Genomic DNA, 22678 nt, shown 5'->3' with positions numbered 1-22678 from the left:
CAAGTTGATTGACAAACTTCTACAATAAGTGTGAAACAAATAACAAGCCAATTTTAAGGAGAGAAATTAATGTCTATTATTACAGATATTTATGCTCGCGAAGTCTTAGACTCACGTGGTAACCCAACTGTTGAAGTTGAACTTTATACTGAAAGTGGCGCATTTGGCCGCGGTATCGTTCCTTCAGGTGCCTCAACTGGTGAACATGAAGCCGTTGAATTACGTGACGGTGACAAGAGCCGTTTCATGGGCAAGGGTGTTACTAAAGCCGTTGACAATGTTAACAAGTTAATTGCTAAGGAAATTGTTGGTTACGATGTAACTGACCAACGTGCCATTGACCAAGCTATGATCAAGTTAGATGGTACTCCTAACAAAGCTAAGTTAGGCGCTAACGCTATCTTAGGTGTTTCCATTGCCGCTGCACGTGCTGCTGCTGACGAACTTGAAATGCCTTTATACAACTACCTTGGCGGATTCAACGCTCACGTTTTACCAACACCAATGATGAACGTTATCAATGGTGGGGCCCACGCCAACAACGACGTTGACTTCCAAGAATTCATGATCATGCCTGTTGGCGCTTCTTCAGTTAAAGAAGCTATCCGGATGGGTTCAGAAACTTTCCACAACTTGAAAGCGATCTTGAACGAACGCGGTTACTCAACTGCCGTTGGTGACGAAGGTGGTTTTGCGCCTGACTTGAAGAACAACGAAGAACCATTCGAAATCTTAGTTGAAGCTATCGAACGTGCCGGTTACAAGCCTGGTAAGGATATTGCCATTGCCTTTGACTGTGCCGCTTCAGAATTTTACAACGAAGAAACTGGCAAGTACGACTTAAAGGGTGAAGGCGAAAATGGTCAATCATTTACTGCCGAAGAATTCGTTGACTTACTTGACAGCATTGTTGACAAGTACCCAATCGTTTCTATCGAAGATCCTTTGGATGAAAACAACTGGGAAGACTGGCAAATGGCAACTGCCAAGCTTGGTAAGAAAGTTCAAATCGTTGGTGACGACTTATTCGTTACGAACACGGACTACCTTGCAAAGGGTATCAAGATGGGCGTTGCTAACTCAATCTTAATCAAGGTTAACCAAATTGGTACTTTAACTGAAACTGTTGAAGCTATCGAAATGGCTAAAGAAGCTGGCTACACTGCCATCGTTTCTCACCGTTCTGGTGAAACTGAAGACACGACCATTGCTGACTTAGTTGTCGCAATGAACGCTGGCCAAATCAAGACTGGTTCAATGAGCCGTACTGAACGGATTGCTAAATACAATCAATTAATGCGGATCGAAGACCAACTTGAAAGCACTTCAGAATACAAAGGTATCCACGGTTTCTACAACTTAGACGAAGCTGCACGGAACACCATTACTAGCAAGTAATTTGAAGTTCTAATGAAAACGTCGTTCCGATGGGACGGCGTTTTTATTATACATAATTTAAGGAACATCTGTTTGAGTTTAGGGTCTAGGGACGGACGAGTCGTGGTAGAATAGAAACATGCGTATTTTGAGTAAGGAGCGAGCAGAATGGATGACTTTCAGCAACAAATTAATGAGTGGTCTGATTGGCAAGGACTGCAACTGAATGCGGGTGCTTTTGAACCGGTGATTCAAAAAATTTATGCCAGTGAAAATGAGCCTTATAAAACGCCAGAACCCGTTGCGGATAAGTTGGCCGCCCGCTTTACGGTCGGACCCACCCAAATCGCGATTTTTCCACCCAGTGAGGTTATCCCCCAAACTCGGGCCTATTATCAGGCGGAACGTTTTGGACTGACCCGGATGGCTCGATTGAGCTTGGGTGCTCCGCGTCTATTGCATGCGGGCTTCATTTTTGATAAGTACCAGTTCTACTACGTGATTTATCAGCCACTACAAGGTCTGACGCTAACTGAATTTTGCGCAACGGCTAAGCCCCTTGCTAAGTCAACACTGGGGCGCCAGATTGGGACGATGTTGACGCGACTTAATGCTGAAGTTCCTGCATTTGGGCCAACCGCTGCCCAATCAACCGAGTGGGATACACTGGGCCCCGACTTTGTTGCCGAGCGTACGGCCTGGCTACAAGTACACACTGTAACGCCTAATCAATTTGTTCATGGCAATCTAGTGGGCGAGAATTTAATTGTGACTAGTGGTGAATTAGGTTTACAGCGATTCAGTGCCGCCCATCAAGCTGCAAAACAAACGGAATTAGTCCCGCTAATTTTGCAAGCATTTAATGATGATACTGACTTATTGGCTGGATTTAAGGAAACTTATCAAACTGACGACTTAGAAAAGGATCTGTTATTAGGTTTGTTATTACGCGTAGATGGACCACAGCAGATTCAGGCATTACATCCTGGAGCGCCCGTGACGTTAGCGGCCGTCCAGCAAGTGATTGCACAACGATTATCATGATTAAGAGGGGGAACTCATGGTGGCACAGCGGCCGCACATTGCAAAACAACATTTTGACTTTACACGGTTCAGCTCGATTGGCCGGGCATTAATTGTCGGTGTGATTGCTGGGATCGTGGTTAGTATTTTTCGTTTCAGCATCGAGCAGGGACTGAGGTTCGTTCAATGGGTGTACGCACAAATTCATACAAATTGGCTACTGCTCTTTCCATGGATAGGCTTGTCTGTGGCTGTGGCGTTCTTTGTGGGTTGGTTAGTTAAGAATGAACCGAATATTAAAGGGTCTGGCATTCCACAAGTTGAGGGTCAATTAGCTGGCGAGCTTGATTATAGTTGGTGGTCAGTGCTCTGGCGCAAGTTTGTCGGTGGTATTCTGGGCATTGGTTCTGGACTGTTTCTCGGCCGCGAAGGCCCCTCGATTCAATTGGGAGCTACGATTGGTCAGGGTGTCGCGTCGAAACTCAAACAGACGGGATCAGATCGACGCTCCTTGATTGCCGGTGGTGCAGCAGCTGGCCTTTCAGCGGCCTTCAACGCACCGATTGCCAGTACGTTATTTGTTCTGGAAGAGGTTTATCATAATTTTTCACCAATCATTTGGACCACCGCATTAGTTAGTGCGATGGCCAGTAATTTTATTTCGCTCAATTTTTTTGGCCTTGTACCAGTATTACACATTCCGTACGGCCATAACCTTCCGTTGAGTCAATATGGCAATCTGATTGGGCTCGGGATTTTTCTCGGTATTTTCGGTTATCTATATCAAAACGTGACGCTGACGATGCCAAATTGGTATGCCAAGTTGCGGTTGCCCAGTTGGTTGGATGGCTTGGTGCCATTTTTACTGGTGATTCCGATTGGATTAATTTGGCCGCAGCTATTAGGAGGCGGCAATGCTGTTATTTTGAATTTGGCCGCGGTAACGCCAGCGTTACTCGCCTTGTTAGGGATTTTCGTGTTACGATTTACCTTTTCTACCATTTCATATGGTTCTGGTTTGCCGGGGGGCATCTTCTTGCCAATCTTGTCACTGGGCGCCATCTTAGGTGCAATCTATGCCCAGTTCATGGTTGCCGTTGGTTGGATGCCGACGAACTTGATTCCGAACTTTATTATTTTTGCAATGGCTGGATACTTTGCCGGCATTGGTAAAGCACCGTTTACCGCAATTTTATTGATTACTGAAATGGTCGGGACACTACATCACTTGATGCCATTAGCAGTCGTTTCGATGACGGCCTACTTAGTCGTGGATCTCTTAGGCGGCGCTCCGATTTATGAGGCTTTGCTAGAGAAGTTAATTCAGCCGCGGTTACCGGAACATAGCGGTATCCAGGATCGGTTAGAATTGCCGATCTTTGAAGGCTCTAAGTTAGAGGGCCATCAAGTTCGTGATTTTAAATGGCCAGCAGAGTCATTATTGATCGCTATTCGCCGTGGGGAGCGTCAAGTGATCCCGCATGGCGACACCTTGATGCGGGCTGGTGATACCTTAATTATCTTGACTGACCGTGATAATCGTGCGTGGGTGCGTCATCAAATCGCACATTTAACGGTCGCGACGCCCTGAGCACTAAACAAAGCAACGAATTGTTCAGGATACTGGAAAAATAAGGCAAAATATGTTAAATTGTTATAGACATAGCGGAGGCTTTAGGAGGCACATTTCTTGTATAATTTATTGTTAACGTTAATACTGGTTGTTTCCGTTTTGATTATCATTGCGGTGATGATGCAACCATCCAAAACTAATGATGCCATGTCTTCATTAACCGGTGGTGCTGATGACTTGTTTGCCAAGCAGAAGCCCCGCGGTTTTGAAGCGTTCATGCAGAAGGTAACCGTGGTATTAGGAATCGCATTCTTTATCCTGGCGTTAGCTCTAGCATGGTACTCATCGAAGTAATTGACCGTCCTCCTGTGATTTCAGGAGGCTTTTTTTTAAGGTGGTGTAATGATGCTGAAACAACCGGAACCGTTTTTCTTTGAACATGGCCAACATGCCGTCATTTTATTGCACGCCTATGCGGGAAGTGCCAATGATGTGCGGATGTTAGCACGAGCATTAGAACGGGAAGATTATACAGTTTATGGCCCCCAATTCAGTGGACACGCGACTGATGATCCACGAGATATTCTCGCACAGGCGCCGGCGCAATGGTGGCAAGATACGCAACAAGCAATATCATTTATGCGGCAAAAAGGCTATACTAAAATTAGTATCTTTGGCTTATCATTAGGTGGTATTTTTGCGACGGCGGCCTTGGAACGTGATCCTCAGTTGCTAGGTGGTGGCACGTTTAGTTCACCACTATTTGCTGGTAATCGTAGTGACGTTGCTGAAATGTTTATCACGCTGAGTCACCATCAACTGGCGCACAGTCAATTCTCAATTACCGAGCGTGAACAGATCTTAATGACGTTGCCGGAACTGGTTCAGCGGCAATTGCAGGCAGTCAATACCTTTACTACGACAGAGGTTACGAGTCACCTCAGCGCTGTGACCCAACCTTTCTTCATTGGTCAGGGTGGGCAAGATGAATTAATTGATGCGACGGTAGCGCGACGATTACGTGATCAATTACCACAAGTACCAGTTGATTTTCATTGGTATGCTGATGCTGGACACGTGATTACCGTCAACAGTGCGCATCACCAATTGGAACAAGATGTTTTAACATATTTAAAAACTATTTATAAATGAGGTAAATAATGTCAGAAGCAAACTTACAAGAACAAATCCTGACTTTTTTGCAAGCTCATCCCGATCGCACGTATAGTGTTGAACAACTAACGGATGAATTGCATTTTACAGGCGCAACGGCGTTTACTTTTCTAGTAAAGGAACTTGCGAATATGGAACGTAAAAAATTAGTTAGTACCGATGATCATGATCATTTCAAGCTGGTCCAGGAAACGAAGACTGTTGAAGGTTCATTTCATGGTAATGACAAGGGCTTTGGTTTCGTTCGTTACGATCCCGATTTGCCTGATATTTACATTAATCCGGACAACACGCAGTTTGCCATTACCGGTGACGATGTTGCGGTTGAAATCATTCGACCAGCCCGTCCCGGTTCCGACCGCGGCCCTGAAGGTAAAATTGTCAGCATCGTTAAACGGAACTATACCCAGATTGTCGGTGCGTATACACCAAGTACGGATGAAGACGGGATTATTGGTTCTGTGGAAATTAAGGATAAGAAATTATCCAAATATCAGTTATTAATCACTGATCAGGGCTTACACCCCACTGAGGGGGAAGTCATCATTGCTGAAGTGGCTGCTTATCCTGACGCTCAGCATCCAACGCGGATGATTGGGATTGCCAAGCAGGTCATTGGGAGTGTTGATGATCCTGGGATGGACGTCTTACAAGTGGTCTACCAACACGACGTCCCATCAGTGTTTCCAGAAGAAGTGACGGATGAAGCCAACCGGATTCCGGATTACGTGACTGATGAAGAAAAAGTTGGTCGGGTCGACATTACGGACCAGCCATTAGTAACGATTGATGGCGCCGAATCTAAAGACTTGGATGACGCGGTTGTTGCTTGGCGCTTGCCAAATGGGAACTTCCATCTAGGCGTTCACATTGCGGATGTTAGCCATTATGTCACCGAGAACTCTGAGTTAGACCGGGAAGCATTCAAACGTGGGACGTCAGTTTACTTAACTGACCGTGTGATTCCAATGTTGCCACGGCGGCTATCAAACGGGATTTGTTCCTTAAATCCTGATGTTGAACGATTAGCCATGAGTTGTGAGATGGAGATTGATCAAACGGGGGAAATCGTTAACCATAAGATTTTCCAAAGTGTGATTCGGTCACACGCCCGGATGACTTATGACGCTGTTAATCAGATTCTCGAAGCCCATGACCCCAAGACGCGTGAAAAGTACGCGGACTTGGTCGACATGTTTGATACGATGGGCGACTTACACCGTATCTTGTACAAGCATCGGCGGCATCGTGGTGCGATCGATTTTGATGATAACGAAGCTAAAATTATCGTTGACGAAGCCGGTCATCCAATTGACATTCAATTACGGGTACGTGGCTTAGCTGAACGAATGATCGAAAGTTTCATGTTGGCAGCCAACGAAACGGTTGCAAAAAACTATAGTCAACTTAAGGTACCGTTTATCTACCGGGTACATGAAACGCCTGATAGTGACCGGATGCTTAGTTTCTTTGAATTCGTCACTAACTTTGGTGTCAGTGTCAAGGGGAGTTCTAAGGATGTTAAGCCGAAGATGCTTCAAGACGTTTTGAAGAAGGTTGCTGGTAAGCCCGAAGAAGCCATGGTCTCAGTCATGATGCTGCGGAGCATGAAGCAGGCCCGATACGCTGACCAGTCGCTTGGTCACTTTGGGTTGGCGGCACCGTATTATACTCACTTTACGTCACCAATTCGGCGGTATCCAGATATGATGGTTCATCGTTTGATTCGCCATTATGCTGAAAACGGCACTGGTGAAGAAGCCCGGGCACGTTATCGGGATAACCTACCAAATATTGCGGAAACGACTTCTGATCATGAACGGCGGGGGATTGATACTGAACGCGACGTTGATTCGATGAAGAAGGCTGAATATATGGCTGATCACGTTGGTGAGACGTTTGAAGCCGTTGTTGATTCCGTTATGAAATTCGGTCTGTTTGTTGAACTAGAAAATACCGTTGAAGGCTTAGTTCATATCAGTACGATGGACGACGACTACTACGAATACGTTGAAAAACAATTAGCGTTGGTTGGTCGTAAGACGAAACGGACATTTAGAATCGGCCAGCCCGTCAAAGTTCAACTAATGCGGGTCTATAAGGATCAACGAGAAGTCGACTTTAAGTTATTGAATCCTGAAGAAGCGCCAAAGACTGATTTATTGCCAAAGCGGGAACATCATGATAACTATCGTGGTAATAATCGGCGTGGTGGCAATAACGGTAACTACCGGCGAAATGGGAACAATAATAACCGGAATAACGACCATCGTGGTGGCAACAACAATAACCATCGTAATGGCAATAGCAATGGTCGCCGGAACAATAATAATCATAATAGCAACAATAATAATCATAGTACTAACAACAATCGGCGGTCATCAACCGATCGTCGGCGTTAATTTTTAAGTAAGGGGATGTGCGGCAATGGCCAAACAACACGGTAAGCACCCAGATACCGCCCTCGCTCAAAATCGGAAAGCACGCCATGACTACGCTGTTGAGGAAACCTATGAAGCTGGCATTGCGCTGACGGGGACGGAGATCAAATCAGTTCGCGATCGGCGGGTCAACTTAAAGGATGGTTTCGTTCAAGTTCGCAACGGTGAAGCCTGGATGCAAAACGTTCACATTAGTCCGTTTAAAGAGGGTAACCGTTATAACGTTGACCCGTTGCGGTCCCGGAAACTTTTGTTGCACAAGAAAGAAATCATTAAGTTAGGTGCAGCAACAATGACTAAGGGTGTGACGATTATTCCACTTAAGATGTATCTCAAGCATGGATTTGCGAAAGTCTTAATTGGAGTCGCTCACGGGAAACGGGAATACGATAAACGGCAAGATATCAAGAAACGCGAACAACAGCGTCAAATCGACCGGGTTATGAAACATTACTAGGCATCGATTACGTTAGCGTTGCATCGCTGCACCATACAACGAGTATGGCAGCGTCATAAAAAGGTCTTCCAAGAATTAATTCGATTCTTGGAAGACCTTTTTTAGTATGTGTTGTTGGTGGTTCTGTGCCGTGGACGGACGACGGCAAGCATATATTTTATATGTACTGATGTAGTGCTCACTGTTATAAATGTTCTAGATACTAGCAAAATGGTTATCAGGCTATAAATATTTTGCGAAAGGTCGGGTACAAGCACTTGCGACTTAGCTGGTAATTATGTTAGCATATAATTGTATTGATAGTTAAACGCGTTATTTATTAATTGATTCAATAAATATAATTGATACTAAACTTTGGAGAATGTTATTATTCTGATATTAATCAGATTTAGTATAACTCAAATTGATAATAAGTTAATTTTGATATGATTTATTGCATGGATTCTTGGGGGGACATGTATGAATAGATTTATAACGAGCAAGCAGCATTATAAAATGTATAAAAAGGGACGTTTCTGGGTATTTGCTGGTATTACCGTGGCTACCTTTACTCTGAATCCACTGATAAGTCGGGCAGATACGGAAACGACGACCGCAGCCACCGCAGCTACGACCACTGCTGGGGCATCCTCATCATCCAACTCACAGGTTTTAAGGACTACTACGACTAGTACAACAGGGGCAACGACTCAGTCTAGTGCGACGGCGATTAATGCGGCAACAACAAATACTAGTGCTCAAAAAAAACAGGCGGTTAGTGGCACCACTACTGACTCAAAGGCTGAACAATCGGTTACGGCAGTAGGAGAAAATGAAAACAAACCAGTAATCTCAGTACCTCTGATTCGGCATCAGCAAGCAGTCAGGCTAAAACTGGTTCTGGCGACAGTTTGGACCAAACGTCAAACAGCTCAGTAAGTGTCGCATCGAGTTCACAGAAAGTCACAACACAAAATTCTGATTATCAAAATGATCAAGGAACGGGCTCTGAGAGTGGCATTCAATCTAATGTGACGGACACGGTGGTGGCTGATGAATCACTACAAACTAATCGTTCAAGTGTCGCATCGCCAAGTACTAGCACAATGGCCAGTATTGGTGACTCAGACTCGAAAGATTCTAATGAAACTGAAAAAGTTGTGGATTCAGAAACTAGTCCGATAGCTGTAACTGCCACAACTAATACAATTACGACGACTAACGATAAAGTCCAGTTAAATCGGGCACTATTAGCGCGAGCCGCCACACCCGCAATTGTTGTCTCAACTGGGACTCTGGGAACAAGTGCCTGGCAGTACACAGATGATGGTGTGTTGACGATTCATGCTGGTGATTGGACCGGAGTGGGTGATGTCAGCGACGTACCGGGGGATTTTGGCAGTGAGTTAACGAAAGTAGTGATTGATGGTCCAATTAATGCGGGGACTGATACTAGTTATATGTTCTGGTATAATCCAAATTTGGCCAGTATTGATGGCCTTGAAAATCTGGATACTTCGAAAGTCACTGACTTTTCAATGATGTTTATGGGAACTAAGATTGCTGACTTCTCAGGATTAGCGCATTGGAATGTCAGTTCTGGTACGTCCTTTGACTCTATGTTCGCCAGTGACTCGCGAGTTCAATCTTATGATTTAAGTCAGTGGCAGTTGAATACGGTTCAACCAGTGAGCTTAAAAAGAATGTTTTCATTTAACACGGCCTTGACCAGTATTGATCTAAGTACTTGGAATGTGCGGATGGTCACGGATATAGATGGGTTATTCAATGGAGATAAGAGTTTAACAACGGCGGATTTACATGGCTGGAACTTGTTGAATGTTACAGCGTTGTCATCGATGTTTTTAAATGATACCAATCTCACTGATCTTGATATAACGGGCTGGCAGACGGGCAGTACGTTAACTAGTACTAAGTTTATGTTTGAGGGAGCCCCTGGATTAAAGGCAATCAACATTGCGAGTTTGGACATGTCTAACTTTGCAGCAGTCACTGAAGCTGATATGAATAAGGAACCTGCAGATCATGATATGTTTTTGAATCAAGATAGTAGCGGGAATCCGTTGCCCATGAACCTAAACGCATTAACGGTTGGGTCAAAAACATATTTAGTCGGTAGTTCATTGCCAGACATTCCAACTGGAACTGGCTATACCGGTAAATGGGTCAATCAAGCTGATGCCACCCAGACGTATACGTCGAGTGAGTTAATGGCTTTGTATAATGGCGTCGATAATCCAGCCGATACAATCACTTGGGTCTGGGAAACTAGCCCATCCTATGCTGATTTCACGTCCAAAAATGTAACCGGATTAATTGCCGGGCCGAAGACGACGTGGCGAGTTACCGATAGTGTTGCAACACTAAAAGATGTGAATGGGACTGATATTTATGCGACCGCTGACACAGTCGTCAAAGTTATTAGCGTGAACGGCGATACTGCTGTAACGACGGTCGACACTCAAACTACCGGTACCTATCAAGTTGACTTGCAGTATACGGATGCGTATGGCAAAGTATGGCAGCAAACTAGTACGGTTGCGGTAGCGGCAAATCAAGGCAAACTAGTTGGTAAACCGTTGACGATCAAAATGGGTGCTAAGCCAACGTATACGATTAATGATTTAATCGACACGGACAACTCCCACAATGCGGCCGGCGATAAGCTAAGTGCCGACGAACTCGCGACGGCTACGGTTACAGGCTTGGATACGAGTAAAGCTGGCGCACAAACGGTTACGCTGGCGTATACGGATGATGCTACTGGCATGGTCCACACGACAACCACCACGGTGACGATGGTCGCAACTAAGGCCGACTTAACAATGCGTAATAGTACCATCATTAAAGGACCCGAAAACTCAAGTTGGGACTATCGCCAGTATGTCACGAGTGTCACTGATTTTGATGGGAACCCGGTTAGTTTAGACGGACTTAACATTGTGGTTGATCAGCAACCTGATTTAACGCAAATTGGGTCGCAAACTGTCACACTCACGTATACGGATGCGTTGGGCAATGTCATCAGCGTCCCAACTCAAGTAACAGTCGTTGCTTCTCAGGCACAAGTTACAACCAAGGCGCCGTTAACGATTTGGCCCAGTGAGGTTGCTCAATTAAAAGTCGCCGATTTGGTGACAATCACGGCTGCCAACGGGAACCCTGTCGATACTAGCACCGACCTAACAGATGTCACAATGAGTTCAATTGACACGAGCAAAGGTGGCGCGCAGACCGTTACTATTACTTATACGGATGAAGCTGGCAATCTAGTGACAGCTTATGCCAAAGTAACGGTTGACCAATCAGATTTGAAGACCAAGCTAACGAATCCAATTGCGGGGCCTAAAGCTAAATGGGACTATCTAGCTGGTTTGGAATGGGTCAAGGATGCAAATGGAAAGTTGCTTGATAATCTCGCAACCGCTGATATTAAAGTCGTTACTGAACCTGATTTAAGTGTTGCGATGGTCGGCCATGACCAAACGGTGACACTCAGTTATACGGATGAGTTGGGCAAAGAACACTTAGTCACTGCGGTTGTCAACACGGTGGCTTCGAAGGCGAAGATTACGGCTGTCAGCGACCAGATCATCATACCTGATGACACAAAAAAGCTGACGGCAACCGACCTGGTCAGTGAGTTAATTGATGCGGCGGGAAATAAAGCCACGAATTTTGACGATGTGACGATGAGTGGTTTTGATGCTAAAGCTATCGGGCCACAAACTGTGACACTGATGTATACGGATGCGTATGGTAACCAAACGACTGATTCGACGACAGTCACCGTGGATGTCGCCACAATCACTGGTCAAGCGACACACCCAATTGCCGGTCCAACCGCGACTTGGGATTACCGTGACAGCGTCACTCAAGTTATCGATGCCAACGGAAAGATAATTGATGTCGGCGATGCTGACATTACAGCCACGACGCCTGACTTAACTCCGGCAAAGACTGGCAAGCCACAAACGGTTACCTTGACCTATACTGACAGTCTGGGTAAAGTTCACACGACCGACGTGATTGTAACGACGACGCTTTCAAAGGCGAAGATCACGGCTGTTGCTGACCAGATTATCATACCTGATGACGCAAAAAAGCTGACGGCAACTGACCTGGTCAGTGAGTTAATTGATGCGGCAGGAAACAAAGCTACGAATTTTGACGATGTGACAATGAGTGGTTTCGATACTAAAGCTATCGGGCCACAAACCGTGACACTGACGTATTCGGATGCGTATGGTAACCAAACAACTGATTCGACGACTGTAACCGTGGATTTCGCAACGCTAACGCTTCAGAATCACACTCAAGTGGCGGGACCTAAGGCGACTTGGAATTATGCTGATAACATCAAAGCCATCACTGATTCTAAGGGCCAGTCGCTAACATTAAGCGATGCCAAGATTACGGTCGTGCAATGTCCAGATTTAAGTGTGGCTGGAACTTATAAAATTGTACTTGAATATACTGATGATTTAGGGCAAGCGCACACAGAGACTGCCAATGTTGAAGTGACGGCTTCAAAAGCGGCCATTACTGCCGTTTCTAAGCAGGTGATTTTGGCAGAAAAAGCGAACATGGTAACTGCGTCGTCACTAGTGTCAACACTGTACGATGCGGATGGCGTTCAAATTTATAATTCTGATGATGTGACGATGAGTGGCTTTAATGCTAAAGCTATCGGACCACAAACAGTAACGTTAGCGTATACGGACGCGTATGGCAATCAAACGACTGTTTCGACGACTGTAACCGTGGATTTCGCAACGCTAACGCTTCAAAATCACACTCAAGTGGCGGGACCTAAGGCGACTTGGAACTATGCTGATAACATCAAAGCCGTCACTGATTCTAAGGGACAATCGCTAACATTAAGCAATGCTAAGATTACGGTCGTGCAGCGTCCAGATTTAAGTGTGGCTGGTACTTCTCCAATCGTGATCGAATATACTGATGATTTAGGGCAAGTGCACACAGAGACTGCCAATGTCGAAGCCACGGCTTCAAAAGCGTCCATTACTGCCGTTTCCAAGCAAGTAATTTTAGCGGAAAACGCGAACATGGTAACTGCGTCGTCGCTAGTGTCGGCACTGTACGATGTGGATGGCGTTCAAATTCATAATTTTGATGATGTGACGATGAGTGGTTTTGATCCTCAAGCTATCGGGCCACAAACCGTGACGTTAACGTATACAGACGCGTATGGCAATCAGATGACTGATTCGACGACTGTGATCGTGGATTTAGCCACAATCACTGGTCAAGCGACACACCCAATTGCCGGCCCAACGGCGACTTGGGATTACCGGGACAGCGTCATTCAAGTCATCAATGCCAACGGAAAGACAATTGATGTCGATACTGCTGACATTACAGCTACTACGCCTGATTTAACTCCGGCAAAGGCTGGCAAGCCACAGACGGTTACGTTGACCTATACTGACAGTCTGGGTAAAATTCACACGACCGACGTGATTGTAACGACGACGCTTTCAAAGGCGAAGATCACGGCTGTTGCTGACCAGATTATTTGGCCTGATCAAGCTAAACAACTGACGGCAACGGACTTAGTTGATCGTTTATACGATGCTGAAGGTCATCTGATTACAAATCACGACAATGTCAAAATGAGTGTGCTGGATTCCAAGTTAGCGGGGCAGCAACGTTTGACGTTGACTTACACGGATGTTGCGGGTAATCAATCCGTCGCGTATGCCAATGTGACAGTCGACCAGGCAAAGCTAGCGACAAAACCAAGTACGGTAATTGCCGGCCCGACGGCAACGTGGAGTTACGAAGCCGGTATTAGTCAGTTGACGAATGCAGCTGGGCAACTTATTACCGTCCAACCGGGGACAATTAAAGTGTTGAACAGGCCAGATCTGAATGTTGATTCAGTCGGGCAACAACAGCTGATCACACTGATTTATACGGATGAGCTCGGGAAATCCCAGTCGGTCACGGCAATGGTGACAGCTGAGGCCTCACAAGCTATGTTAACGGCCAAGGCGGCAGTTATCGTGCAACCGGATGCCGCGGCGAAGCTAACGGCTAATGACCTTGTAACGAGCTTAACGGACGCCTCTGGACAAGCGGTGACTGATTATCAAATCGTTCGGATGTCTAAGCTAGACGCGACCTGGCCAGGTGTTCAACCCGTCTCATTAACTTATACGGATGCGGCTGGTAACGAAGTAAGTACCGTTGTAAAAGTAACGGTTGATCAGGCCAAGATTGATAGTCAGAACCGGACTCAAATCTGGGGGCCAAGTATGACTTGGGATTATCGGCAACAATTGGCGACTGTTACGGATTCGCAAGGCCACCAGTTTAATCCTGATCAAGCTAAGATTACGGTCATAACCGGCCCGCAACTAACGGCTAAAATGATCGATAAGCCGCAAACGGTTACCTTGATGTACACGGATGATCTACAACAGACACATACTGTGTCAGCTACTTTGACCTTAACGGCATCACAGGCGGCACTCGTGCCACGTCCGGCACAGATTGTATGGGCCAAAGATGCGGGGCTACTGACGCCAGCCAACTTTTTGCAAACGATTACCGGCGCGGATGGCACTCAAGTGTCGTCTTTGACCAATGTCAAGATGAGTGCGGTCGATGCCAGCCAGCCTGGTGCCCAAACGGTGACTCTAACGTATACCGATGATTACGGCAACGAGGTGACAACAACTGCCCAAGTGACGGTTGATCAAGCCGCCTTAACGACCCAAACCGCTCGACCGGTTGCCGGGCCGACTGCCCATTGGGATTATCAGACGAACTTTAAAACCGTGACGAATGCTGCCGGCGAAGTGATTAATGTCGGTGATGCTAATATTAAGGTGTTGACAGGCCCAGATTTGAGCACAGGCATGGTGGGGCGGCCTCAAGTCGTTACGTTCAGTTACACTGATGAATTAGGATTGACCCAAACCACCACGGCGGAGGTCACAACAGTCGCCTCACGGGCGCACATGACGACTAGTGCTGACCAGGTGATTTGGCCTGCAGCTGTCGGAAAATTAACGGTTGTGGATCTAGTCACTGGTTTAACGGACGCCTGGGGCCAGACTAGTCAGAATTATCAAAATGTTACGATGACGACCATCAATGCTCAACAGGCCGGAAAACAACAAGTCACCCTGACATATACTGATGAGGTGGGCAACGTAAAAACTGCGACTACGACGGTGACAGTCGACCAAGCAGCATTAACGACTCAGCCACAAATGGTCATCGCGGGTCCGACTGCCAAGTGGGATTATCATCAGGGTATTGGAACGATTACTGATGGTATGGGCCAGCCGATTGCGGTCAATAATGCCGCTATTACAGTCGTGGCGATGCCAGATTTAACGGTTGCCCATATTGGTCAGCCACAAACTGTGCAACTGGTTTACACGGACTCGCTGGGACAACAACAAACGGCGTTGGTCCAAGTGACAACCGTTGCCACGCAGGCTAAAATCAGTACGCGGCCAGTTACCGTGATTGCCGGCCCTAAGACGACCTGGTCACTGAATGATAGTGTTGACTGGTCAACGAGTTTGGCAGCGGATGGCACGTTGCTGACAGCAGCGCAGCGCCAACGGGTGACTGTAGATGGTACCCTGAACTTACGGCGGGCCGGCAATTACCCACTGACACTAAGTTACATGGACCGTGCGGGTAATCTGATTACTGTCACGACGAGTATCGATATATTGGCTAGTCAGACCCAGTTACAAGTGCGTGATAGTCAGTTGACCGTCGGAAACACTTGGGCTGCTCAGGATAATTTCGAACGTGCAACCGATGCCCAGGGCCAAGCGCTGACATTAGCTGATATCGCGGCCGATGGTACGGTCAACACACAATGCGCTGGCCAGTACACGTTGACTTACCACTATACTGATGTTGCCGGTAATCAGTTAACTAAAACGGCTGTGGTGACCGTCGTCTTACCTGACGATGATCACATTAACACGACCGACCCTGATAACAATGATCATGGTGGAACGACCGTACCTGACAACAATGATCACGGCGAAACATCTAACCCTAACGGCAATGATCATGCAGGTATCGCTGATCCTAGTGAAACACCGAAGCTGAGTGAGCGACCTAACGATTCGGATGGTCATACCGTCGACTGGGGCGTTGATGATCGGATTACGACAAAGCAACAACCGGCCGCGGCTACTCGTGCACAGACTAAGGTCAAGACGACCGCTGTGCCAGCTCTACCGGCCAACAATGAGCATACTAGCGCAGCCAAAGCAGCAGCGACACCTGTGACACGAGTAACTGACACGACTGCTGACACACTGCCACAGACGGGCGAGCGCGACCGCTCAGCACAACAAGGCGCGGTAGTACTCGGATTAACGGGATTATTAGGGTTAATGGGATTAGGACGTCGGCGGCATACGCATGAGGATTAAGCGTACGATTGGCGTGTTAAGTTCATCGATTAGCTAAAATTGATAGCGATTTCTTGCAACGGACCGATTCATTTTGAATTGGTCCGTTTTGTTAACTGCTGCTGTTTGGACTTAACGGCTGGTTGCGCGGGTTGATGAATCTAGTGTCAAGTATTCAGTTAAGTAGTGATTAATGCTTGAACAAAATTTTAAAATGTAAAAAGGGGGTGCTTTCATCAGAATCTTTGTTAGAAACGGCCATTTACTTTATTTTATTAAGCAAATGGCCGATGATAGCGACATCATTAAAGCTAAATTAAAAAAGTATAAAAAATTGGATTGGTCGCGAGACATGAATTATGTTATATTTTATGACATACCGTTCCAGTAAACTATTTGAGGAGGTCTCGTCGATGAGAAAGTGGCAAGTTGCAGTTGTCATGTTGTTAGCAGCGTTGGGAAGCTGGTTTGCGATTGGTACCCAGGCCCAGGCTAAGACGTATACGATTGCGACGGATACAACCTTTGCGCCGTTCGAATTTCAGGTCAAGGGTGGTAAGTATAAGGGAATTGATATCGATATTTTGAAGGCAATTGCCAAAAAAGAAAATTTCAATTATAAATTAAAAGCGCTTAGTTTTGGTGCCGCCGTTCAGCAGCTTAGTGCGAACCAAGTTGACGGGGTGATTGCCGGAATGAATATTACGGCTGAACGGAAGCAGACGTTTGATTTTTCAGACGCTTACTATACTTCCGGGGTGGTCATGGCCGTGGCTAAAGATAGCAAGGTCAAAACGTTTAAAGATTTGAAAGGTAAGACCGTGGCCCTTAAAACGGGGACAGCTGGTGCAACCTATGCGAAGTCGATTCAGAGCAAGTACGGCTTCAAAATCAAGTATTTCAATGACTCGAATAACATGTATAACGATGTTAAGGTCGGCAACTCGGCTGCTTGTTTTGAAGACTATCCCGTGATGTCATACGGAATCAAGAATGGCATCGCGTTGAAGATTGTTTCCAAGCAACACGAGGCCGGCGACTATGGTTTCGCGGTTAAAAAAGGTAAAAACGCGGAACTGTTAAAGAAATTTAACGCGGGTCTCAAAGCGATTAAAGCGGATGGTACTTACAAAAAGATCATTAACAAGTACTTGAAGTCTAGTGAAGCATCCTTAACGGGTGAAGACGCAAGCAGTCGGACCTTTATTGGCTTGTTCACCCAAAACTTGGATACGATTGGCTCAGGGTTATGGATGACCTTGGAATTAACGGTTATTTCAATTATTTTAGCGACGATCCTCGGACTGATTCTTGGGGTCTTAGGCGTTATGCCGGGTAAACTTGGTCCGGCCATCTCCAGTACGATTATTTATATTTTCCGTGGGATGCCATTGATGGTGTTGGCCTTCTTTATTTACATTGGGTTCCCAGACCTGATTGGGCACGGCTTTAAGATTCCCGCGTTCGTTGCTGGGATGATTACGTTGATGCTTAACGAAGGGGCCTATACCGGAGCCTTTGTTAAGGGGGGCTTTGCCGCGGTCGACGATGGTCAAATGGAGGCGGCCCGTTCACTCGGGTTGCCATACTGGACGGCCATGCGCAAGGTTATTATGCCCCAAGGAATTCGAATCATGATTCCGTCGTTCATTAACCAATTTATTATCACGCTGAAGGATACGTCAATTCTATCCGTTATTGGGATCGTTGAATTAACCCAAACTGGGACGTTGATTATTGCCCGGAACTTCGAAGGCTTTAAGATTTGGTTAATGATTGCGATTATTTATCTGATTATCATTACGTTATTAACATGGTTATCTAACTGGGTTCAAAGGAGGATTAACTAAGCATGGCGAAAGTAATTGTCAAAGATTTGCATAAAAGCTACGGCGATAACGAAGTCTTGAAAGGGTTAAACCTTGAAGTTCAAGATAACGAAGTAGTCTGCATGATTGGACCATCTGGTTCTGGTAAGAGTACGTTTTTACGCTGCTTAAATGACTTGGAAGTTCCAACACAAGGGCAAGTTGTCATTAGCGGTTACGATCTTTCTGACAAGGGGACTAACATTAATTTGGTCCGTGAAAATATTGGGATGGTGTTCCAACACTTTAACTTATTTCCACACCTATCAGTGTTACAAAATATTACCTTAGCACCGACTCAACTCAAAAAGGAAAGTCAACAGGAAGCTGAGAAAACGGCGCGTGACTTACTTGCTACGGTCGGCTTGTCCGATAAGGCGGATGCCATGCCTAAGTCCTTGTCTGGTGGGCAAAAGCAGCGGGTGGCCATCGCTCGAGCGCTAGCCATGCATCCGAAAATCATGTTGTTTGATGAACCAACTTCAGCACTGGATCCCGAAATGGTCGGGGATGTGTTGGATGTTATGAAGAAATTAGCCGCAGATGGTATGACGATGATTGTGGTCACGCACGAAATGGGCTTTGCCAAGGAAGTGGCCGACCGGGTCGTCTTTATGGCAGATGGGTTGATTCAAGAAACGGGGAAGCCTGAGGATGTATTCGAACACCCACAAAGTCCCCGGTTACAAGATTTCTTACAAAAAGTGATCAACGTTTAAGTATCGGCTGGTCATAATAAAATAACCCGTCAAATAGGCGCGCTAAGAATTGGTTTAATTCTTGGCGCGCCTATTCTGTAGTAACGTGCTTGCATAGCAGATGAAGCGGTGTTGCTCTGAGGACGATTAACTAGTGAATACCGTGATATGGGCAACTTGAGCGGCACGTCAACTTTGATAGGGTGTTAAGCTGGCAAACTAGTTATGCCAACTTAACTAAAAACAACGGTCATCCCGAAACAGGGGTGGCCGTTGTTTTATGGCTAGTCCTATTTAGTGTTGGGGCACCTTATTACGGGGTGTCAATGTATAATTACTTTCACCAAAGCTAACATTGAGTCCCTTTTTCGCAACTGGTGTCCGCGCGCGGTTGGTCGGCTTTTGCCAGTGATCCAGGATCGCCGCAATGCAAATACACAGTGGTTCTGTGGATTGATCAGTAATTGCTAATTCAAATGCTTCACCGTTAGTGGTGACAACTGGTCGCATCGTCATGATTAATTCAGTACCATGATAAACGCGGTAGTTTTCGGCACTCAAGCTTCCCATGATAATCCAGCGAAGCTTGCGAACATAGAGCATTTCATGCCAGAAGCCCAGCGTTTTACTAATAGAACCGACGTTTTGACGGTTATAGTATAAATCGAATTTTGGCAACAATCCGAGGGTTGTTTGTCGAATTTCGGCAAGTAGCTCACCTTGGATCGCGTATAAACTGAGCGCGTCTTGGCGCCGCCCCCACCGACCAACTAAGAGATAGTGAGATTGGTTGTGCGCATCGCGAACAATCCGGGCACCTTGGGCGAAGCTATTGCGGCTGAAATATAATTTACGCATCTTCAACCTCCGTTTTCCGGAAACTATTGTTTGGCAAGCACTTCTAAGATTGCTTTGCCGACACCATCGTTGACATTTGTATCAGTGATATAGCGGGCCAACTGTTTGACTTCGGGACTGGCATTACCCATAGCGTAACTTACGCCAGCTAATTCGAGCATGGAGACGTCATTATTATTATCACCAATCGCCATGACATCGCTCATTGGGGTATTCAGCATATTCGCATAGCGCTCGACTGCAATCCCTTTTTGCGCATTAATATTATTGATTTCGATATTTGATGCGGATGAAGATGTGATTTTGAGGGACGAATGTTTTGCCAGAATTTCATCACTAAGGGGTTTTAGCTTAGCGGGCCCTTCTTCGCTGAAAGCGATAATCTTCATGACATGCTTAGTCGGATCATCCAATAACTCGTTATAGTTGTCCACGTAATTGATGTCCATAAGTTCTAAGCGGGCTGACGCGAGCGATACCGCAATTTTGAACGTTGTATCTGGATTCAGGTTAGTTAGGAGATGTGCAATTTGTTCGATTCGCTTGGCTTTACTGTTAGAGTAAATACCATCGTTGCCTACGACTTCAAAATAGTAACCTTGTGAGGTTAGCGTGTGAAAAACGGTGCGGGCCACGCTATTGGTTATGGGCACCATGTCGAGCATTTTGCCAGAAGCGTCGTATACTTCGGCACCGTTTAACGTAATCAAGGGTGCCGTGATGCCTTGAGCGGCCAGTAGTGGCTGAGCTTCAGAAAATCGGCGGCCGGTGGAGACGATAAAGTGCACGCCTTGCTGTTGTGCTTGACGGATGGCATTAGCGTTAAAATCGGAAACGACCATTTCATTGTTGAGTAACGTTCCGTCCATATCAGAGGCGATAATCGAAATCATGTTGTCACATCCTTAGTTGTTTTAATAATTACATTCTAACATGTTTACGTCTGAATACAGAATTATTATCATTAGTGGTTTTGGTTATGATACAATAAAACGAGAGGTGTTAAGGATGAAAGCGTTTATTCACACGGACTGGTGGGACGTCTTAAAACCAGAGTTTGAGAAGCCGTATTACCACCAATTACACGAATTTTTGAAAAATGAATACCGAACGAAAAATATTCACCCAGATATGTATAATATTTTTCAGGCCTTTGAATGGACGCCATTTGCTGACACGAAGGTCGTTATTTTAGGTCAGGATCCGTATCATGGTCCTGGTCAGGCACACGGACTGAGTTTTTCAGTGTTACCGGGCGTGGCAGTGCCCCCATCACTAGTCAATATCTATAAAGAATTGCAAAATGATGTTGGGTGTACGCCCGTCAACCACGGTTACTTGGAAAGTTGGGCCAAGCAGGGAGTCTTGTTATTGAACTCCGTGCTGACTGTTCAAAATGGTGTGGCCTTTTCACACGCTGGTAAGGGCTGGGAACGACTTACGGACGTTGCCATTCAGCGTTTATCGGAACGATCGACGCCGGTTGTCTTTATCTTGTGGGGTAAGGCGGCTCGGTCCAAGATTAAGCTGATTGATACCCAGACGAATGTCGTGCTACAAGCACCTCATCCGAGTCCGCTTTCAGCTTATCGCGGATTCTTTGGGTCCAAACCATTTTCAAAAACGAACATTGCGTTAACATCCTTCGGCGAACAGCCAATCAATTGGCAGTTACCAGAGCACGTCAATCTTGAGCATTAATTAATTTATTGGAGGGTTATCACATGGATTTATTTGAGTCATTAGCACAAAAAATTACTGGTAAAGATCAAACAATTGTTTTCCCTGAAGGAACTGAACCCCGAATTGTCGGTGCGGCAGCGCGATTAGCTGCAGACGGCTTGGTTAAGCCGATTGTTTTAGGTGCAACGGACAAAGTTCAGGCTGTGGCTAACGATTTGAATGCGGATTTAACAGGCGTTCAAGTCCTTGATCCTGCGACATACCCGGCTGAAGATAAGCAAACAATGCTTGATGCCCTCGTTGAACGGCGGAAAGGTAAGAATACGCCAGAACAAGCGGCTAAAATGCTGGAAGATGAAAACTACTTTGGCACGATGCTCGTTTATATGGGCAAAGCGGATGGGATGGTTTCAGGTGCAATCCATCCAACTGGTGATACGGTACGGCCAGCGTTACAAATTATTAAGACCAAGCCCGGTTCACACCGAATCTCGGGTGCATTTATCATGCAAAAGGGTGAGGAACGCTACGTCTTTGCTGACTGTGCCATCAATATTGATCCCGATGCCGATACGTTAGCGGAAATTGCCACTCAGAGTGCGGCTACTGCTAAGGTCTTCGATATTGACCCGAAAGTTGCGATGCTCAGCTTCTCAACTAAGGGTTCGGCTAAGGGTGAAATGGTCACTAAAGTGCAAGAAGCAACGGCCAAGGCGCAAGCTGCTGAACCGGAATTGGCTATCGATGGTGAACTTCAATTTGACGCGGCCTTCGTTGAAAAAGTTGGTTTGCAAAAGGCTCCTGGTTCCAAAGTAGCTGGTCATGCCAATGTCTTTGTATTTCCAGAGCTTCAGTCTGGTAATATTGGCTATAAGATTGCGCAACGATTTGGTCATTTTGAAGCGGTGGGTCCTGTCTTGCAAGGCCTGAACAAGCCGGTCTCCGACTTGTCACGTGGATGCAGTGAAGAAGACGTTTATAAGGTTGCGATTATTACAGCAGCCCAAGGATTAGCTTAAACGGTCACTTAGTTTGTTAAACGAGGGAAACTTCAGAGCTTGTACTTTGAAGTTTCCTTCGTTTTTTCTATAATAAGAACAGTTAATTTGG

At 46.0% G+C, this 22678-nt stretch carries 13 protein-coding genes and 1 pseudogene; 12 read left to right on the top strand and 2 right to left on the bottom strand.

All coding sequences use genetic code 11. The annotated features are described in order from the left end of the window. The first annotated feature begins 69 nt into the window (after positions 1 to 69). The 10 genes and pseudogenes from eno to MMY95_RS01800 all read left to right on the top strand — a co-directional run bounded on the left by eno (position 70) and on the right by MMY95_RS01800 (position 19048). Entirely contained in the window at positions 70 to 1398 is a 1329-nt protein-coding gene (eno, locus tag MMY95_RS01850) for a phosphopyruvate hydratase (RefSeq protein WP_003643976.1), read from the top strand. Between the two features lie 147 nt (positions 1399 to 1545). Next, entirely contained in the window at positions 1546 to 2421 is an 876-nt protein-coding gene (locus MMY95_RS01845) for a hypothetical protein (protein ID WP_021357260.1), read from the top strand. A gap of 16 nt (positions 2422 to 2437) precedes the next feature. After that, complete coding sequence (locus MMY95_RS01840; protein ID WP_003641049.1) at positions 2438 to 3991, top strand: ClC family H(+)/Cl(-) exchange transporter; 1554 nt, start codon at positions 2438 to 2440, stop codon at positions 3989 to 3991. 99 nt (positions 3992 to 4090) lie between these two features. Continuing rightward, a complete protein-coding gene (gene secG, locus MMY95_RS01835; RefSeq protein ID WP_003641050.1) occupies positions 4091 to 4327 on the top strand; it encodes a preprotein translocase subunit SecG in 237 nt (78 codons plus the stop codon). A 48-nt stretch (positions 4328 to 4375) separates the two neighbouring features. Beyond that, positions 4376 to 5125, top strand: coding sequence for an alpha/beta fold hydrolase (locus MMY95_RS01830; protein ID WP_053267136.1), 750 nt, complete (start codon positions 4376 to 4378; stop codon positions 5123 to 5125). An 8-nt stretch (positions 5126 to 5133) separates the two neighbouring features. Continuing rightward, on the top strand, positions 5134 to 7548 hold the full coding sequence (rnr, locus tag MMY95_RS01825) for a ribonuclease R (protein WP_241277474.1): 2415 nt from the start codon (positions 5134 to 5136) through the stop codon (positions 7546 to 7548). Between the two features lie 25 nt (positions 7549 to 7573). Further along, positions 7574 to 8044, top strand: coding sequence for an SsrA-binding protein SmpB (gene smpB, locus MMY95_RS01820; RefSeq protein ID WP_053267135.1), 471 nt, complete (start codon positions 7574 to 7576; stop codon positions 8042 to 8044). A 459-nt stretch (positions 8045 to 8503) separates the two neighbouring features. Further along, positions 8504 to 16482: pseudogene (locus MMY95_RS01810) on the top strand (bacterial Ig-like domain-containing protein). Positions 16483 to 16874: 392 nt separating this feature from the next. Further along, positions 16875 to 18311, top strand: a complete 1437-nt coding sequence (locus MMY95_RS01805; RefSeq protein WP_003643977.1) for an amino acid ABC transporter substrate-binding protein/permease — start codon at positions 16875 to 16877, stop codon at positions 18309 to 18311. A gap of 2 nt (positions 18312 to 18313) precedes the next feature. Then, the gene (locus tag MMY95_RS01800; RefSeq protein ID WP_003641056.1) at positions 18314 to 19048 is read left to right on the top strand and encodes an amino acid ABC transporter ATP-binding protein; all 735 of its coding nucleotides are present in this window, start codon (positions 18314 to 18316) and stop codon (positions 19046 to 19048) included. A gap of 273 nt (positions 19049 to 19321) precedes the next feature. On the opposite strand, the gene MMY95_RS01795 is transcribed toward MMY95_RS01800, so the two are convergent. Next, entirely contained in the window at positions 19322 to 19885 is a 564-nt protein-coding gene (locus MMY95_RS01795; RefSeq protein WP_003641057.1) for a hypothetical protein, read from the bottom strand. Positions 19886 to 19908: 23 nt separating this feature from the next. Beyond that, positions 19909 to 20778 carry a Cof-type HAD-IIB family hydrolase gene (locus MMY95_RS01790; RefSeq protein ID WP_003641058.1) on the bottom strand — a complete coding sequence of 290 codons (870 nt, stop codon included), beginning with the start codon at positions 20776 to 20778 and terminating at the stop codon, positions 19909 to 19911. Between the two features lie 115 nt (positions 20779 to 20893). Here MMY95_RS01790 and MMY95_RS01785 point away from each other — a divergent pair, with 115 nt between their 5' ends. Further along, on the top strand, positions 20894 to 21586 hold the full coding sequence (locus MMY95_RS01785; protein ID WP_015825217.1) for a uracil-DNA glycosylase: 693 nt from the start codon (positions 20894 to 20896) through the stop codon (positions 21584 to 21586). A gap of 23 nt (positions 21587 to 21609) precedes the next feature. Beyond that, positions 21610 to 22587: a phosphate acetyltransferase gene (gene pta, locus MMY95_RS01780; protein ID WP_021357040.1), complete on the top strand. Its 978-nt coding sequence runs from the start codon at positions 21610 to 21612 to the stop codon at positions 22585 to 22587. The last annotated feature ends 91 nt before the right edge of the window (positions 22588 to 22678 follow it).

The organism is Lactiplantibacillus sp. ME-2 (assembly GCF_022549155.1).
Classification (GTDB): Bacteria; Bacillota; Bacilli; order Lactobacillales; family Lactobacillaceae; genus Lactiplantibacillus; species Lactiplantibacillus plantarum.
Note: the sequence above shows the minus strand (reverse complement) of the source record. Positions and strands in the feature narration are given on the sequence as shown.